The 18847-nt window shown below is 39.9% G+C and carries 14 protein-coding genes; 3 read left to right on the forward strand and 11 right to left on the reverse strand.

Annotated features, from left to right (window positions below):
- Nucleotides 1-135: 135 nt before the first annotated feature.
- Together ACHUE3_RS06720 and ACHUE3_RS06725 are read right to left on the reverse strand one after the other, a co-directional pair.
- Entirely contained in the window at nt 136-1635 is a 1500-nt protein-coding gene (locus ACHUE3_RS06720; protein ID WP_394191392.1) for a tryptophan halogenase family protein, read from the reverse strand.
- Between the two features lie 92 nt (nt 1636-1727).
- The gene (locus ACHUE3_RS06725; protein WP_394191394.1) at nt 1728-4529 is read right to left on the reverse strand and encodes a TonB-dependent receptor; all 2802 of its coding nucleotides are present in this window, start codon (nt 4527-4529) and stop codon (nt 1728-1730) included.
- 698 nt (nt 4530-5227) lie between these two features.
- Between ACHUE3_RS06725 and ACHUE3_RS06730 the strand changes: the two genes are divergently transcribed.
- The gene (locus ACHUE3_RS06730; protein ID WP_394191396.1) at nt 5228-6856 is read left to right on the forward strand and encodes an alpha-glucosidase family protein; all 1629 of its coding nucleotides are present in this window, start codon (nt 5228-5230) and stop codon (nt 6854-6856) included.
- An 88-nt stretch (nt 6857-6944) separates the two neighbouring features.
- On the opposite strand, the gene ACHUE3_RS06735 is transcribed toward ACHUE3_RS06730, so the two are convergent.
- The 7 genes from ACHUE3_RS06735 to ACHUE3_RS06765 form a co-directional block, all read right to left on the reverse strand.
- Nucleotides 6945-7499 carry a YceB family lipoprotein gene (locus ACHUE3_RS06735; RefSeq protein ID WP_394191398.1) on the reverse strand — a complete coding sequence of 185 codons (555 nt, stop codon included), beginning with the start codon at nt 7497-7499 and terminating at the stop codon, nt 6945-6947.
- A 70-nt stretch (nt 7500-7569) separates the two neighbouring features.
- Nucleotides 7570-10251 (reverse strand): DUF349 domain-containing protein, encoded by a 2682-nt coding sequence (locus ACHUE3_RS06740; RefSeq protein ID WP_394191400.1) that lies wholly within the window; start codon nt 10249-10251, stop codon nt 7570-7572.
- Nucleotides 10241-10522, reverse strand: coding sequence for a YeaC family protein (locus ACHUE3_RS06745; protein WP_099295793.1), 282 nt, complete (start codon nt 10520-10522; stop codon nt 10241-10243). The genes ACHUE3_RS06740 and ACHUE3_RS06745 overlap by 11 nt, the downstream gene beginning before the upstream one ends.
- A gap of 1 nt (nt 10523) precedes the next feature.
- Nucleotides 10524-10850, reverse strand: a complete 327-nt coding sequence (locus ACHUE3_RS06750) for a hypothetical protein (RefSeq protein WP_394191402.1) — start codon at nt 10848-10850, stop codon at nt 10524-10526.
- A 151-nt stretch (nt 10851-11001) separates the two neighbouring features.
- Complete coding sequence (locus ACHUE3_RS06755; RefSeq protein WP_394191404.1) at nt 11002-12516, reverse strand: alanine/glycine:cation symporter family protein; 1515 nt, start codon at nt 12514-12516, stop codon at nt 11002-11004.
- A gap of 242 nt (nt 12517-12758) precedes the next feature.
- A complete protein-coding gene (locus tag ACHUE3_RS06760) occupies nt 12759-13889 on the reverse strand; it encodes a M14 family metallopeptidase (RefSeq protein ID WP_394191406.1) in 1131 nt (376 codons plus the stop codon).
- Between the two features lie 201 nt (nt 13890-14090).
- Nucleotides 14091-15533, reverse strand: a complete 1443-nt coding sequence (locus tag ACHUE3_RS06765) for a glyceraldehyde-3-phosphate dehydrogenase (RefSeq protein WP_099295797.1) — start codon at nt 15531-15533, stop codon at nt 14091-14093.
- A gap of 177 nt (nt 15534-15710) precedes the next feature.
- On the opposite strand from ACHUE3_RS06765, the gene ACHUE3_RS06770 reads away from it, so the two are divergent.
- A complete protein-coding gene (locus ACHUE3_RS06770; RefSeq protein WP_394191409.1) occupies nt 15711-16511 on the forward strand; it encodes a DUF2989 domain-containing protein in 801 nt (266 codons plus the stop codon).
- A 92-nt stretch (nt 16512-16603) separates the two neighbouring features.
- Here ACHUE3_RS06770 and ACHUE3_RS06775 read toward each other — a convergent pair whose 3' ends face one another.
- Nucleotides 16604-17443: an isopenicillin N synthase family dioxygenase gene (locus ACHUE3_RS06775; protein WP_394191411.1), complete on the reverse strand. Its 840-nt coding sequence runs from the start codon at nt 17441-17443 to the stop codon at nt 16604-16606.
- A 176-nt stretch (nt 17444-17619) separates the two neighbouring features.
- Entirely contained in the window at nt 17620-18354 is a 735-nt protein-coding gene (locus ACHUE3_RS06780) for an alpha/beta hydrolase (RefSeq protein ID WP_394191413.1), read from the reverse strand.
- A gap of 157 nt (nt 18355-18511) precedes the next feature.
- On the opposite strand from ACHUE3_RS06780, the gene ACHUE3_RS06785 reads away from it, so the two are divergent.
- A complete protein-coding gene (locus ACHUE3_RS06785; protein ID WP_394191415.1) occupies nt 18512-18835 on the forward strand; it encodes a hypothetical protein in 324 nt (107 codons plus the stop codon).
- Nucleotides 18836-18847: the final 12 nt, after the last annotated feature.

The following is an 18847-nucleotide window of genomic DNA, read 5'->3' on the forward strand; positions in this document are numbered from 1 at the left end:
GTTTATTTAACGTGACTGCTTGCTTGTAAAAAGAGTCTGCGCTTTTTAATCCCTGAAAGTACCTCGCTCATTAATTTAGTGACCACTCTTTGGCTTACGTATTTTTGTTTAAAAATACGAACACATTTTTTCAGTTTAATTATTTTTTATGCGTGCTAAAAACTCACTGTGAGTGGGTAATTGATTCACTGTACCGTCAATTAACGTTTTTAAGTTTATGAATAGATCTGCTAATTGCTCGTCGTTGAGCGCATTGGCTAAAGGATGAAAATCTTCTGCTTTTAGCCCTTGCCCAATCATGACTTGTTGCCAAGCAATTTCGGCAAACAGTTCATCGTCTTGGCGTATAATTTTGCCTGTGGCTTTAAATAAATCGATTTTCTTTTGTAATGAGTCAGGAATATTCATTTGCTTGCATTGACGCCAAAATGCACTGTCGGTGCGCTCGGTTATTTTGTAATGCAAAATGATAAAATCACGGATACGTTCAATTTCAGTTTGGCTTTGTTGATTAAACGTCTCGACTAGGCTGTCATCAATTCCGTTATGCGGGAAATGCTTAATTAAACGAATAGCCGCAGTTTGGATTAAATGAATACTGGTTGATTCTAACGGCTCTAAAAACCCGCTTGATAAGCCCACAGACACTACATTTTTATGCCACTGTTTACGACGGCGTCCTGTTTTAAAACGAATAACTCTTGGCTCAGTGATAGGCTCGCCAGGTAGATTAGCTAATAACTGTTGTTTAGCCTGCTCATCTGAAATGTGACGGCTCGAGAACACTAAGCCATTACCAACTCGGTGCTGAAGTGGTATTTGCCACTGCCAACCTGCATCATGCGCAATAGAGCGAGTATAAGGCACGGGCTCAGCTTCGCTTTTAGTCTGCACAGCAATAGCACTATCGCAAGGTAACCAATGCGACCAATCTTCAAAGCCTGTATTGAGGGTTTGTTCAATCAACAAAGCACGCAGCCCAGTACAATCAATAAATAAATCACCTGATATTGTTTGGCCATCTTCAAGTGCTAGCGCTGTAATAATCCCAGTCTCTTCACATTGTTTTACGTTGGCTATTTTACCTTCAATTCGCTTAACGCCCCGTGATATTGCAAGCGATTTTAAATACTCGCCATACAGCGTAGCATCAAAGTGATAGGCGTAATTTAACCCGGTGAGCTGTGTGTTAGGTATGTGTTGAAGGTGGGTAAACTTATGCTGTTTTGCAGCTTGGTAGTTAAGCGAAAAATCCCAAAAATCAGCAGTAGTTCCTTGTTGCTTGGCTCTTAACCAAAAATGATAAAATTCACAAAACGGAAAGTCTTTACCAATATCACCAAAGGCGTGCATGTATGTGTGGTCTTGTGCTCGCCAGTTTTCAAACTCGATCCCCAATTTAATGGTTGCTTGAGTTGCTTTTATAAACTCGTTTTCTCGAATACCTAATGCGGCATTTAAATGAAGAATGGGTGGTATGCTGGCTTCACCAACACCCACGGTGCCAATTTGGTCTGATTCAATAAGCGTAATATTAACGACCTTGCCCAGTACTTTATTAAGTAATGCCGCGGTTATCCACCCAGCAGTACCGCCACCCGCTATTACCACTTCTTTAATTTGTTTATTTTGCATAGCCCCTGCTCCACTTGCTTTTGCTTAAGTGTAGTCGATATAAAAAAGCCCTTGTAAAACAATTTACAAGGGCTTTTCAACGCTAAAGATTGTTATAGCTTGTAACTAAAGCCTAACAAGAACGTACGACCGTAGTCTTGGTAATCACGTACTTGCAGTGCACTGTCACCTTGTAAAGAAACAAATGGTTCTTCAGTAATATTTTGCACTTGGAACGTCACACTTAAACCATCAAGGCTTTCTACAGCGCCTTCACTAAAGTCATAACCGATTTGCGCATCCCAAATAGTTTCACCTTTAATATCAACCTGTGCTGTTTCAAAGCCCGGGCCGTAGATATCACCTTTAAAGTCACTGCGTTTACGCATGCTGGTACGCGCTTGGAATCCATTACGCTCAAAGTAAACCGTTAAGCTATCAATTTGGTCTGATAAACCTGGTAGCTCAAATTCGTTACCTTTCTGATCTTTTAAGTCTTGCTCTACACCTGTGTGACTAGCAATTAAACCAAAGCCATCAAGTGAGTCGCTAAACATGGTAAACGGTAAGGTTAATGAAAGCTCGTAACCCCACAGCTCACCACCACCACCATTCACTTTACCTGAACTTGTCGCAATTGGGTTTTCAGGAATTTCACCCGTAGATGGATCAGGAACCCCTGTTAAATCAGTTTCATAAGTACCGTCAAAAATCCATTTTGAAATATCTTTATAAAATAATGCAGCCGCGAAGTAGCCTTCTTCATGAAAATAATTTTCATAGCTTAAGTCTAGGCCTGTCGCTTCTTTTGGCTCTAGGTTTGGGTTACCGCCAGATATTGCCCAGTTATTGCCATTTTCATCTTCGCGCTGATTATATTCAGCAGTGACAGATGCATTCATCTCATCTAAGCGCGCACGAGAGATAGTTTTAGCTGCGCCAAAACGCACTGTTTGTTCTTCATCAATAGCGAATGATAAGTTGATACTTGGTAAAAAGTGATTATAGTCATGGCTAATATCTGTAGGAGACACTACTACTTTACCATCTATGGTGTTTGCTGCATTACCTTTAGATGATTGCTTAGTCTCAACGTAACGTACACCGATATTACCCGTTACAAGCGTTGAGCCAAACTCGGTATTGATATCAGCTTGAGCAAATAACGCTGTTACTTCTTCTTGTACTGTCCAAGAGCGAGTCAGATGCTTTGAATCATTTAAGCTTTCTTGAAATAAGCTGTAATAACCATCATTTACAAGCGCGTTAGTATCATAAGCAATCATGTCGCCCATACCGATAAAATCAAGGCTTGCTGAGCCCAAACGATACTGCTCAGGTACTGTCAACATGCCTGGGTTTGACAATGAAAAATCTTTTAGTGTCATAAAGTAGCCTTCAGACATTTTTGACTTTTCACGATCTCGGTATGACATACCAAATGAAACACGGCTAATATAAGCGTTATCAAGTACTTTACTAGCTGCTAGCTTTAATGTGCTTAATTCATCATTGATCTCTGGCGCATTAATAAAGCCATCTTGTGCCTGATTTTTATAACCAGAAATATCTTCACCATCTGCATCAACTAAACCATATTTTAGATTAAGAGGTTTGCTGGCTCCCCAAGATAATGGACCACCTAATTGAATCAAGCCAAAGTCACTGTAATCTAGCTCATGTGAAAATTGCGCGCCAGTATTACCATCGTCAAAGGTATAGCCAATATTATCAGCTACGCCTCGATTATCGCCACGACCAGTACCAGAGTAGCTTTCGATACTCCAGATTCTGCGCTCTACTTCAGAGCGACTTACATCAAACTCTACAGACCAGTCATCATTAATGTCATATTTAGTATTAAAACCAAATTGCGTTAAATCTGCATCTCGCTCTTCATAGTCATTACGCACTACAACACGTTGACCTTGCGTTACAGCACTGGTGATAAAACCACTTTCAGGATCAACTACCACAGAGCTTGGATCTAATGCTCCTTGACCCCAAGCAAAAGGTACTTCAATACCACGAAGAATTTTTTCATCTGAAAAATCCACATATAAGGCATCAAATGTCATGTTTAAGCGATCTGTTGGTGCTGCTTCAAGTACTAACATGGCTGAATCGCGTTCAAGGGTTGATGAACGCACGAACGGTTTTGCACCACCTAAAATTGAATAGTTTTGACCGCCCTTATCTTCTTCTGGGTAGCCCCATGAGTTCCAACGTTTTTCTTGGTTAGGTGAGCTCATGGTGTTGTAAGCAAATGCCACACCGATGGTGTCGTCTGCAAATTGGTCAATATACGAAACTGTACCGCGGAAACCTTGATCATCGCCATCAGGGTTAAGTTTATCAAACCCTGTTTGCTCTAGCTGACCATTAAACATGATAACGCGCTCACCTTTACTTAAAGGTTTTACGGTTTGCATGTCGATTACACCAGCAATGCCTTCAGCGTCTAAGCTCGCGCTTGGTGTTTTATATACGGTTACACCGTTCATTATTTCTGATGGGTAAAGGTCGAACTCAACACCACGGTTATCACCAATTGATACTTGCTCACGACCATTAAAGGTTGTTGCACTCTCGTTTTCGCTAAAACCACGAACACTAACTCGGCTAGCACGACCATCGAGGCGCTGTGCTGTTAAACCTGGTAAGCGTGCAATTGATTCAGCAATTGAAGAATCTGGTAATTTGCCAATATCTTCCGCAGAGATAGATTCAACCACTTCTGATGAAAAACGCTTTGTATTGATTGACTCTACTACACTGCCACGAAAACCTTTAACTTCGATGACTTCAACGTCGCTCTTAGCTGTTGGCTGTTCTTCTTGTGCGTATGAAGTGAAACTGCTAATACCTGCTGTTGCAAGTGCAATTGTTAATATACTTGGTTTGAACATAGACATGATGTTTTCCCGTTACCCATATTTTGTATTGCCAACATAATTCACTGCTTGTGATAGAAGCGAGCAACTCATTGGCTGATTTTGTTGTCAGGATGAATATTAACGCCCGCCTTATTTTATTAACAACTTTATGCATACGTATTCAGATTAGTGCAAAACCACTGCTTTTAACAAAAACTTCACAAAAGTTGAGCCAACACATTGTTTTTATAAGAATAAAAAATAAATATAATGGTGCAGCCTAAATAAAAACTAATTTCCACGTTCTAAACCCTTTGTGCCTACTAGAAAAACACTTAAGGTATTCATTTTTAACAAAGTCGCTTATTAGATAAAGTACATAAGTCGAACATTTTGGCCAAAGCTAATTGGTAAGACCATTAATTCATGCACCAACAACTAGCAAACCCCTTTAAAATCGCACCAAATTGGAAATCTTATATTGTTAACAGTTTCATTTAACAAATTGGTAAGTTTTCACAAAACATTAATATGTCTCTCTTAATGATGAAATTTTAGAGCGCTTGCTTGCGCACTTTGAATCTATTTACCATGCATACGTATGCAGGCTTTTTACAGTCTTGTGACCTTCACGTATGCTTTTTAAAAATAACGTGGTGAAGTAGTAGCCACATATAAGATTGACGTAATCACTACGACAAATGTGGTGAAGCAGCATTGTCACGATGGAGAAAAGCATGGCTCAGCAGCAATGGTATAAAGGTGCGGTTATTTATCAAGTCTACCCGCGCAGTTTTCAAGATACCAATGGCGATGGAATTGGTGATTTAAAAGGGATCATCTCTCGCATTGACTACATTAAAAGTTTAGGTGTTGATGCTATTTGGATCTCACCATTTTTTAAGTCCCCAATGAAAGATTTTGGCTATGATATTAGTGATTATCGTGACATTGACCCTCTTTTTGGTGATTTAAATGACTTTGATGAGTTAATTGCTCAAGCCCACCAGCGTGATATCAAAATCATTATTGACCAAGTATTAAGCCACACGTCAGATCAACATCAATGGTTTTTAGACAGCCGTGAAGATAAAACCAATGACAAATCTGACTGGTACGTATGGGCCGATTCAAAGCCAGACGGTACTCAACCAAACAATTGGTTAAGCATTTTTGGTGGACCCGCTTGGCAGTGGGAACCGCGTCGCGGGCAATACTATTTACATAACTTTTTAACAGAGCAACCTGATTTAAACTTCCACAATCCTGATGTGCGTAAAGCTGTACTGGATAACGTAGAGTTTTGGCTTAAAAAAGGTGTAGATGGTTTCCGTTTAGATGCTATTAACTTTTGCTATCACGATGCACAGCTTCGTGATAACCCAGCAAAGCCTCCTGAGAAGCGCCAAGGCCGTGGCTTTAGTGAAGATAACCCGTATGCATTTCAGTATCATGACTACAATAATACCCAGCCTGAGAATATTAGCTTTATGCAAGATATTCGTGCCTTACTGAACCAATACCCGGGTACCGTATCCCTCGGTGAAATATCATCGGAAGATTCACTCGCTACTATGGCTCAATATACAGCCGGCGGCGATAAGCTGCACATGGGTTACAGTTTTGAACTACTGACTAACGACTACAGCAGCGAGTACATTCGCACCACAGTTCAAACACTTGAAGAACGCATGACTGAAGGCTGGCCATGCTGGGCATTTAGCAACCATGATGTAGAGCGTGTAGCAAGTCGTTGGAGCAGTGATAACAGCATCAACCCTGCACAGTGTAAAATGCTCAGTGCCCTGCTCGCATCATTACGCGGTAGCGTGTGTATGTACCAAGGTGAAGAGCTTGGCCTAGGTGAAGCAAGTGTTGCATTTGAAGATTTACAAGACCCTTACGGCATAACCTTCTGGCCAAACTTTAAAGGTCGCGACGGCTGTCGCACGCCAATGCCATGGGATGCTGAGAGTGGCGAGCATGCTGGCTTCTCACCAGAAAAACCATGGTTACCAGTGGATTCTGCTCACAAGTACCAATCTGTTAAAGTACAAGATGCAGCAGATGATTCAATTTTAAATGCGTTTCGCGAGTTTATGCAATGGCGTAAAACACAACCCGTATTAATTGAAGGTGACATCGAGTTTATTGAAACCGCAGAACCTTTACTTGCATTTTACCGACGTTTCGAAGGTAAATTGATGCTTTGCGTATTTAACTTAGCAGCTAATAGTGCAAGCCTCACATTAGAAGGAGCTGTTTTAAAAACACATGATGAGCTCCCTCATCAAAGTGGCACTCTGGATCCTAACAACACATTAACCCTGCCCGGTTTTGGTTGTTTTTATGCAGATATGAATTAGTTTAGCCTTTTGCTGAATCCCTAGATCAAAAAGCCCTGATACTTCAGGGCTTTTTTGTAAATATGCGTTGTTAGCTAAGTTGCAAATATTACATACTTGGCACGAGTTTGATTGCGCCTTGCGCTACTTGCATATCTAACGGCAATTTACTTAATAGCGCCAACTTTGGGTCATTCATGTTAAGAGTATAAACAGGATTGACCGCTAAGAATCCATTAATGATTTTCATTGCTTCATCATCTAACACGCCTAAATTGCCTTTAAAACCACCTGCATCAATTGTTGAGTTTAAAAGTTTTACACGTTGCAGAAATACCGCTTTTTTCTCACTGTCATAATAAGGCGCTCCTTCAATTTGTAACTTCAGCCGCACAGGATATTTTAGTGCAAATGCGTTAATAACAGCGCTTGAATCTGCACCAAGAACGATTACATCACGGTTGTTTGGGCCAACGTTAACGCTAATATCATTGACATCAAATTGCACTGGTAAACCAACGAGCTTTATTTGATCACTTAGTTTGGGTAATTGCTGCTTTAATACCGTTTCGATTTCTGTGTCAGTAAATGAGTAAACCGATACTCCTTGAGTGGTATTACACGCTGATAAAAATAAACAACCAATTAATATAATGAATTTCATGTGTTTTCCCTATTCAAAAATAAAGCCGCAAGATTGCGGCTTTATTTAATTTCATATAACGCAAAGCGTATTATGCGTTAAAAACCGCTTTTAATCGTGCTAGTGTGTCACCATCAACTGAACCCTCACTGAGCGCAAGCAACTGTTTAAGATAAAACTGCAAATCAGCTTGCTCACCACGATGCTTATCATCAAGCATAGCCACTTGCTCAGCCATACGTTCACTACCTGCAGGACTATCTACGTTCGCCAGAATTTCCATACGTATTAATAATTGAGCGGCTGAAAGGTGGCTCGCTGTATTAACTTTCCATTGTGCAGGAATAGCATCTTGATTTTCTAGTGCGCTAAAGAGTGCATTAAAGTCAGCTTTAGCTGCCTGTTGTGTCAACTCTGCTAGCTTTGTATCAATCGCAGCGTGTAGGGCATTAATCCGCTTTGAAAGTGACTTAACTTGCGTTAAAGCTGATACCTTTGTACGTAAATCAAGTAATTGCGCTTTTTGATTAACCGCCGGAAGCGCCTCTTCTAATTCTGATAATTGCTGTTCGATAATAGCATTATCCGTTGCCTGCTGTTCTTTGTGCTGAGCAAACTCTTCACTGCGCTTTGCAAATGTTAAGTCATTAAACTGACGAAACTTTTGCCATAACGCATTTTCTGCTTTTGCGCCAGCAAAGCCAATTTGTTGCCATTGCTGTTGCAGCTCTTTTAATTGCTGACATGCATCAGCTAAATCATCTGATTGCGCTAATTGTTCAGCAAGCTCAACTAAACTATTTTTAGCAGCACTATTAGCTTTATGGAATGCAGTTAACGTTTGCAATACACTTTGTTGCTGTGGTTTATAAAGCGTTTGAAGTTCGCGGTATATTTTAGGCTCAACATTACCTGCATTACGCCATGCTTTATTAATCCGATTGTATTGGCTTTCATACTCTTTCCAATCAAATGCTTCAATAGTTGTATCTGTTTGTGCCAGAGCCTGCATTTGAGCGATAACCGCTTCTCTAGATTGCTTGATTTGCTCACGTTGTTGCTCTAACTGTGCAAAGTAATCGCGGCAAGGTGCAAATAGGAGCTCAATTTTTTCATCGAACTCTTTACCTTGTTGTTGCTCTTGTTCGGTGTCTAGGCGGCCTAACTCATTCCAACGACGACGTAACGTTTTCACTTGTGCAACGCGTGCTTTTGCATCTGTACAAGGCTGCTCTAATAGCGTTGTAACTTCAGCTAAGAGCTCTTCACGCTTAGGTGCTGACGCATACTTTTGCCAATCGCGTGCGTTTTCAAGCTGCGCTTCTAATTCAACTTTAAGTTTATCAAGTTGCTGTGCAAAAGCAGGTGTTAATGAATCATAAAGTTCAACAAAGCCTTTAAACACACCAAATGCCACATTAAAACGACCTTGTTCAATTAAGCGCTTTACATCGCGGCCCTTACGACTTGCTTGCTGTTGGTTTTTTGTTAGTTGCTTAGTTAATGGCTCAACAGCATTAGACCATAATTGCTTTTGCGCTTTTAATTGTGATTTAAAAGGAGCCTGTAGGGCTATTGGCAGTTGTTTTAATGGTGCATTTGCTGCTTTATATGCTGCATTAAACTCGCTACTTACTTCATCAAATGTACTTTTATCAACATCCGTTGTCACTTCAGTAAGGGTATTAAGTGCTTGCTTAAACTGCGTAATGGCTGCGCTTAATTGCGGTAACTGAGCAACCTGCTTTGCAAGTTGAGATAACTTAGTAAAGACTTTGGTTTTTTGCGCACTGTCTGCCAACTCGCTTGTGTTCATTGCCTCTTGTGCTTGTGTTACTTTGGCATCTAACCAATCTTGTTGAATTTGCTCTGGTGTTTCTAAGCCCAATTGCAATGCATTTTCAATCTCTTCACTCAGTGCTTCAAGATTAGCAATTGCCAATACTTCACGTTGCTTTTGCGCAAGCTCTGCTTGTTGTTGGTCAAATTGTGCTTTTAACTGAGATACATGCGTGTTCAGTTTAGTTGTGATTGAGTTATATTTTTCTTCTAGGTTTGCGACTTGTTCTGTGCTCAACCAGTTAAGCTCTTGTGTTTGCCATTGTGCAATAAGTGCTTGGCTTTGCTCATTAACAAGCTCATAGTCGTGCTTTTCACGCAATGCATTGAGTTTAGCTAAAATAATACGCGTTTCATTTTGCACTTGAATAGGCATTTCAATTGCGCGTTGCTCGTTATCTAAATGCGTTTGCAAACTACTTTTGGCTTCACCTTGCGCATGTTTGACTAAAGCTTTTGCTAATTGTTGATTGATTACAAGCTCAGTTAACTGTTGTTGTAATTCTGCAGAGCCTTCTTTAAAGGCCTTTTCTGTTAATTTAGGATTCGATAAACGTTTTAGTAGCTTAACTCGCACTTGCAGTTCTTTTTCAGCGAAAGCCAGCTTTTCAAGCGTTTTAATCGGTGCAAAACGTTCGATGTATTCATTTTTAATATCGTTGTTAAGCGCTTGCTCGTTATTTAATACCGCATTTGAAATATGCTGCTCAGCTAAGTCTTTTAGATTTTGATCTTGTTTGTAGGCTTTCCACCACAGCACTAAATCGTTTACTTTATTGAGCGCCTTTTTTCTAATTTCTGCTGAATTGTCATCAAGTGCAAGCGTACTCAGAATAGTTGCATCTCGTTCTACATCTAAACTTTCAATCGCTTCTAAACGAACGTGCTGTTTTGGGTGTTTCCACTTCGGGGTAAAAAGATGTTTAAAGATCATGTTCACTGAACCTTGCTATTTCATTATCTGAGTTAAATTCTTTTTGTAACTGCGCTTTGGTCTTTTGTACCATTTCACCATTCGATCCAATGGTAAATTGTTCGTTTGATTGGGCTACTTTAGCTTGATAAAGCATAACAATTTGCACTGTTTGCTCTTTTTGCTCGTCACTGAGTGCCGTGCCATCAGGCCACTTGCCTGTTGCAGCACCATACTGTAAACGTTCAAATAATTCTGGGGTAATATTATTTACAAGGTTGTCGATGTTCATATCAATTTTTCTTTTTAAGTACTACTAAAATTACGCGATTAACTAAATACCAAATACACCCGATGCCAATGGCAGCAGAGCATAAATACCATTTTGCTGTTTCAGGTTCTGGCTGTAAAAAATACAAACAAAAAAAGCCACCTAAGAAAATGAATAGTGCAAAAAAGGAGTGGTTCATAAACATTTGCTGTTTATTGATGCGCTTTTCACGCAATAGTTGCTGGCGTTGCTCATCATTAAGCTCTGCCACGTTATTCTCACAATGAGGGCATTGTTTATGTTTATCTGATATCGATTTATTACAACTAGGACAACTGACAATCGCCATATAACTCTCCATACTCCACATAAAAAAAGGCGCCTGTAGGCGCCTTTCATTGTACTTGTTTTATGTCGCAATGTCTGTTTTGAATTTCACTCAATTGCTAAGACATTGCCAAAGGTGATGAATAAATCACAACCACCATCGCAATCATTCATTATTCTGGCTGTTTGCCTTTTTCTTTGGCTTTATCAGCTAAACGTTTTTCCCAAAAAGTGGCATTTTTTATACCTAACTTAATCGGATCAAACGTAATTTCGCCGCCCGCTTTCTTTTGCTCTTCGTAGTCACGCAAACAATTTAACGCAGGCTTTGCAACAAAGAAAATGGCTAATATTCCAACAATATTAATCCATGCCATTAAGCCCACACCAATATCACCAATACTCCAAATATAGCCAGAGTTATTAACCATGCCGTACGCCACCATAAACATAATCACTAATTTAACGATTAATAGTGGGATACTGCCTTTAAAATAGCGATTAAGGTAAGCAACATTGGTTTCTGCTATGTAGTAGTACGCTAGTATCGTTGTAAACGCGAAGAAGAATAAAGCGACACCTACAAACGCCTCACCAAAACCACCAAATACACTAAATAGTGCCATTTGAGTGAACGCAGCAGAACCTACCTCAGTTGCAGCATCAACATTTTGTACAATAAATTGACCTGCTGGCAGCTCACCAACAACGTTATATTGCTGTGTTATTAGAATCATCAATGCCGTTGCTGTACAAACAAAAATTGTATCAACATACACTGAAAAAGCTTGTACTAAACCTTGTTGTGCTGGGTGATCCACCTCAGCAGCAGCGGCTGCATGGGGGCCTGTACCTTGACCCGCTTCGTTAGAATAAATACCGCGTTTTACACCCCAACCTATCGCGGCACCAAAACCAGCTTGCGCGGTGAATGCATCCGAAATAATTAATGAAAAGATACCCGGTACTTTATCTACATTTAAAAATACTACAATGAGTGCCAGTACAATGTAACCTAGCGCCATAAACGGCACGACTATTTGGGTAAAGTTTGCAATGCGCTTAATGCCGCCAAAAATGATAAATGCTAACACAATTAAAATAATCGCCAGTGCCACTAGTTTAAATGTACCAACTTCACCAAAACTCGTTGATACCATTTCACCATTACCAAACACTTGAGTAAACGCGTTACCAACGGCATTAGCTTGAACGCCAGGTAAAAATACACCACAAGCAATGATTGCAGAAACAGCAAATAAAATACCTAACCATTTTTGCTCTAAGCAACGGTCAAAATAATACGCTGGACCACCACGATATTGGCCGTCTTCTTCTGTTTTATAAATTTGACCTAGTGTCGACTCTGCATAGGCAGTGCTTGCACCTAAAAAGGCAACAATCCACATCCAAAAAATGGCTCCAGGGCCACCAAAACCGATTGCAGCAGCAACACCAGCAATGTTACCAACACCTACACGTCCTGATAATGAAACCGCAAGTGCTTGAAAAGACGAAATACCCGTAGTTGAACGGTTAGAAGTGAGTAAAAGTTTACACATTTCTTTGAAATGTCTAACTTGTGCAAAACGAGTTAGAATAGAATAAAATAGACCTGCGCCTAAACATAAGTAAATGAGTGCACTACTCCACACAACATCATTAACAGCGCTTACAAAAGCTTCCATAGATATCCTCTACAATTATATTTTTTATTTTTAGTTACGATACTTTGCTTTAGTAACTCAGAATATGTGACAACCCTTGCCAATTAAATCAATAAATAACACTTTAATAAGGGTAACGCACTCATGTTAACTTAAACCTATCAAGTTTGTTAACACTTAATTTCCAAAAATCAATTTGAAATAACAACTGGGAATTTTTTGTGGGGATAATGGGCGCTCAAAGGCGCCCATATGATATGAAGTTATCTTAGCTTATCAACAACATTAACGATGGCCGCTAATGTATCTTGTCCAAACTGATAAGAACGACGGTCTGACCAGCCGTAGTCTGGATCAGGTAAGTCATCGTTATCTTTAAATGGCATTTCTACAGTGTAAGCAAGTGCTTTAAACTCTTCAGCTACCGCTGATGAACCTACAGTTAAGTTTGCCTCGCCTGGTGCATCTTTCGGATAGCCGTGCTCATCTTGGAACTCAGGAGTCACAACAAGCAAAGCTGCTTTAAAGCTATCTTCTAGCTCTTTCATGCGAGCATCGTAGCTTGGAATGCCCTCACTGCCTGCAACAAAGTTATATGGAATGGCTTCATCACCATGAATATCTAAGTGCATATCAAGGCCTGTTTCACGCATTTTATTAAGTACTAAATACACTTCAGGGCTATTTTCCATACTAGGTGTTTGCCACTCACGGTTTAAGTTTACGCCTTTAGCGTTAGTGCGTAAGTGACCACGGGCACTGCCATCTGGGTTCATGTTTGGCACAATATAGAATACTGCTTTTGATAAAAGTGCAGCTGCGTGCGGGTCTTCATCATCCAGTAACTTATGTAATACACCTTCCACATACCATTCGGCCATTGTTTCACCGGGGTGTTGACGTGCTGTGATCCAGATTATTTTTTTATCTTCATCACTTTCACCGCCAACACGTAATACGCTCATATCTCTGCCATCGAGTGTTTCACCGAGCGTTTCTAGCTGACATGCTTCTTGGCTTTGCGCCCATGTGATTAAGTCTAAGTGACGCTCGTAGCTATACGGGGCAAAATAAGCAAAGTAAATTGTGCCGCACTCAGGTTCAATTTCAAAACTTAGCGTACCATCAGCATAACTTGACGGGACACGGAACCATGTTTGACGATCATACGATGCAACAGCGTGATACCCTATCCAACCGTCAGGATAAGCGGAGTTTTCAAGATTGTTGATGTGTAATTTATGGTTTTGAAACGGCATTGTCTCTAAGCGAAAATGAAACCATTGAAAAAAATCCGATTGATGATCTTTATTGATCTCTAATTGAATATCTAATGGGTCCGTGGCTGCAATAACATTGATATTACCACTGTCAAAATTACTGGTGATCTTCATGTAAAATAAACCTATAGGTGAATAATAAAGTCTAACCAATCATTATTAGTCAGAAATTATGTAACACTCTTTTGATGGAGCGTTTTGTTAGTAAAATGGAGTAAACTAGAAACAGCCTACCACACACCTTGAATTTTGAAAAAATTCACGACTAAAAAAGCCAGCTGTTGCTGGCTTTCGTATTTAACTAAAAATTATTGCTTAACGGGGCAAGCTTGGAAATGCAACTTCAGCCATGTCGCGCATACAGCGAACTACCTGACAGCTGTAACCAAATTCATTATCGTACCAAACATAAAGCACAACACGGTTACCATCAACAATCGTTGCTTGTGAATCTACAACGCCGGCGTAGCGACTACCTACTAAATCGGTAGATACAATTTCAGTTGACGCGGTGTAATCGATTTGGTCGCGTAAATCTGAATGCAAAGCGGCGTTACGTAAGAAAGAGTTAAGCTCTTCTACTGACGTATCTGTCGCAAGGTTTAGGTTTAAGATTGCTAATGAAACATTTGGTGTTGGTACACGGATTGCGTTACCTGTTAGTTTACCTTCAAGTTCAGGTAAAGCTTTAGATACAGCTTTAGCAGCACCCGTTTCTGTGATAACCATATTTAGTGCTGCAGCACGACCACGGCGCTCAGCTTTGTGGTAGTTATCAATTAGGTTTTGGTCATTTGTATATGAATGAACCGTTTCTACGTGACCATTATTAATACCAAACTTATCATTTAATGCTTTAAGCGTTGGCGTAATAGCATTTGTAGTACAGCTTGCAGCACACACAATTTTATCTTCAGGTAAGATATCTTGGTTATTTACACCGTATACGATGTTTTTAATATTACCTTTAGCAGGTGCTGTTAATAATACTTTTGCAGCGCCTTTTGATTCAAGGTGTTGGCCTAGGCCAGCTTCGTCTTTCCAGATACCTGTATTATCAACAATAAGTGCATCTTCAATGCCGTATGCTGTGTAATCAATTTCACTTGGCGAATTAGCGTAGATAACTTGAATGTAGCTACCGTTTGCTTTTATTGCGTTACGCTCTTTATCGATGGTAATAGAACCATTGAATGGACCGTGGATAGAGTCGCGGCGTAATAGACTTGCACGCTTTTCAAGATCACCATCTTTACCACCACGCACAACGATTGCACGTAAACGTAAGTCAGCATATGGACCTGACTTTTCAATTAATAAGCGCGCAAGTAAACGACCTATACGTCCAAATCCATATAAAACAACATCACGAGGCTCTTTAGCCTTTGAGTTAATGATTTCAGCTAGTTCATCATTTAAGTATTCTTCAACTGAACGACCTTTAGCTGCATCATTAAACAGGTAACCATATGCAAGCTTACCAATATCAATACGCGCTGAGTTTAAATCCATTTTGCTGATTGCTTCTAGAAATGGAAAGCTTTCGCGTAAACGTAATTTTGTACCTTCAAATTGTGCCACAGTTTTGTGAGATTTGATGATATCAATAGGGCTTGCGTTAACAAGTGGACGACCATAAACAGCAATTTCAATACCACGACTACGGTATAATTTACCGATTATCGGTTGCATGCTTTCAGCATAATCTTGGCGTTCTTGCCAGCTATTAGTGTATTCTAACTCGTGAGATGAGGTCATGTTTTTTACCTAATTAAACAATTTTTGAACGGATATCCATAGCGCAAATTTAGCATGTGAGAGCAACTCGTCACTATGGTCAGGGGTATTCTAATTTAAACTCGCGCGATTCTCCACTGTTACAGATCAATTCATTGGGCTAGAATAAAACATATATTATAAAAGTAGGGTTTAGGGATGTTACTCAGAACAACTGTATTATTGAGTATTTTGGTACTTACTGGGTGTGAAGAGCCACTGACACAGGCAAAAATTTGTAAAGAAACACCTGGGCTATGTAATGATTTGAATAAAGACAGTCATTGTAAAAAAGAGCGCGCAGAAGTTATCGTTGCTCGGTATCATGAATATAAGCAACCCACTGAAGAAAACAAATATACTTTGCTACAAGGCTTTGAAAGCTATAACCAATGCGTCTCTCTTGCAGCAAAGATAGAGCATATCAAGCTAAAAGAAAAAACCACATCACGGGTAGAAGGTCATTTAGTGAGCCTTAAGGAGATGACGCGTTTATATCAAGATACTAAAGGCACTAATCACCCAGGTCTGCTTTACTATCATTGGTCACGCAATAATGACCAGTCTGCGTTAACCAAACTATTAGCGTTAGAAAATGACCCAAGTGTAACGAATGATGCACAAATGCAGTTCTTTTTAGCAACGTACTATATAAAATCAGATGAAGAAAAAACGATAGATTTACTTTATAAAACACTCGAGTTAAATAAAGCGGGTGAAGAACCTAACCCAGAGATTTATATGACTCTGGTAAGCTTGTTTAATAAACACGAAAAATACAAACATGCTTACACATTTGCGCGTGTCGCGCAGTTATCTGGCGTAACAAATATAGAAATTCTACCTATTGAACATCAAATTACTGCATCTGGTCGTAGCTTAGACAGTTTAGAATCGCTTGCACAACAGACTTACGACAAAATTCAAAGTGGTCAGTTTGTATCCCCTCGCGGATTTTGATCTTTGACAATAAAGTAGCTTCCACAAAAAAGCGGCTAAAAAAGCCGCTTTTAAAACGCCCCCAACAAACTAAGTTGTAAGTATTACTACAATTACTTCACGCCTAATTCACGTAAACGCTCTTGTAAATAGCTATCAGCTGTATAACGTTCAGACAAAACAACATCTGGACGTGGGTGCAAGAATAACGGAAGTGAAATGCGAGACTTAGTCGACGCCTTACCCGTTGGATTAATTACACGGTGAATTGTTGATGGAAAATATCCACCTGACGCTTCTTGGAGCATGTCACCAATATTAATGATCAAGCTGCCAAAATCACACGGCACATCTAACCAACCACCGTCAGTTTTTTGCACTTGTAAACCAGGCTCATTCGATGCAGGTAAAACCGTTAATAGGTTGATGTCACCGTGTGCTGCGGCGCGAATGGCACCGGGTTCTTCATCACCGGTCATTGGTGGGTAATGCAATATACGCAATAAAGTTTGCTCAGAATCAGCAATCATATCTTTTAAGTCAATTGAAAATTTAGCACGAACTTCAGCCGGTGCTTCAGCTTGCACCCAGCTTAACAAGGTTGCCGCAAACTCATTTGCTAGACGGTAGTATTCACGCACGTCAGCCTCAAGCTGTTCTGGCACACGGCCTTTTGGATAAACATGAAAATATTCTTTAATATCTTTTACTGTAAAACCTTTAGCAACCTCAGATACTGACGGTGGGAAATAGCCGTCTTGAGTTTCTTTAGAGAATAAGAAATCATGCTTTTGCTCAGAATTAAAAAACGCCTGCCAATTCTCATAGATTGATTCAACTAAAGATTGCGGAATTGGGTGGTTTTTTAATACACCAAAACCAGTGTTTCTAAGAGATTCAACAAATTGAGCGGCTGCATCGCTCGCTTTATAATCGACGGTAGGTAGTTGCATGTTCGTATCCAATGAATTAAGTTGTCAAAAGCCTTTGCTAATCATAGCAGTTGCTCCATTGTTGCGCTCCGCGAGGATAATAAACTAACCCTAAAAACATAAGGACTTATGTCCGCACTGCTAGGGTAACAATCCAATTGTTGATACAGATCAAAAGTAAAAATAAACCGATTACCTTAATCTTCTCTCATAAATTTATTTAGCTCTTTGCTCATTCTATCCACCAGCCATTTAGGCCCACCGTCATACATATCATTATGGCGAGAGTTTTCTATAGCAACTTGCTTTACTGGATATTGGGTTAGTTCATCGGCATTCAGTAAAACTTGGTGATCAGCCAAAAAGTCACTACCACGCAATGTGAGCACTCGAATATTTTTATTACGAGGCAATAACATGCGCCGGTGATCAAGTGTGATAATCCGCTCGACTTGATTAGGATAAAGTGCCGCGTAAAGCGCCGAGATATCTCCGCCATTGGAATGGCCAAGTAAAGTCAGCTGGCTGAAGTCATAAGATGGATAACGGCTGCTTAACTCATTGACTAAAAACTTTAAGGTCACCACGCCTCGATGCCAATTCTCTAGCCGAGTTGCCATATAAGGGGGGTTCCTGTTAAGTGCAGGGTCGCCCTTTAATTCGTGAGCAACGGCAATTGTTAAATATCCTTTGGCCGTGAAAATATTAGCCGCAAATTGGTAATCTGTGTGCGCGATACCATACCCAGCATTAATAAAAGCCACAGAGCATTTATTATGTTCACTGCAGGTGGATGAATTACTCGGCTCTGAGATAGTAACGGGAATCGCACGATCGCGGTCTTTATCAACAATCACTTCACTTATGGCAAAACTGACAGTAGTAAATGTAAAACAGCCTAATATAATGAGAGGCTTTAAAGCGTTAATCATGTTGTGAATCTTATAATTTTTATTTTAATTACAATAAGTTTAAGGTTTTTACTGTGTTATGTATACGCTCTGACAAGTTACTCGCCGCTAAACGATTATTTATTGCAAATATATGCGATAATAGCGTTAATATTTATATTCATTTAGAAAGTGTCCCATGAAATCATACAGCAGCATCGAACAACGTATCGACATTTTACAAAGTCGCATCGAAGCTTACCAAGAAGAAATAGCGGTACTACAAGCCGAGCCAAAAAATAATAACGAACGTATTATTTTTAAGTTTATTGAAACCGGTAGCACCGGTAAAACGAAAGATTTTGTGCGTGAACTTGGCATTAAATCACCTCGTGATAGCTTATACTCATCGGGCGATGTAACAAAGCTAGTTAAAGATGGCGCTGATGATATTAACCCTGCGCTGCTTGAAATTGCTCGCGCGCTTGCCAGCGCTCGCAATAAAAATGGTCCAAGCTGTTAGAGCAACGTTTTA

The sequence above is a fragment of the Pseudoalteromonas atlantica genome, from assembly GCF_043641955.1.
In the GTDB taxonomy this organism is placed as follows: Bacteria; Pseudomonadota; Gammaproteobacteria; order Enterobacterales; family Alteromonadaceae; genus Pseudoalteromonas; species Pseudoalteromonas atlantica_A.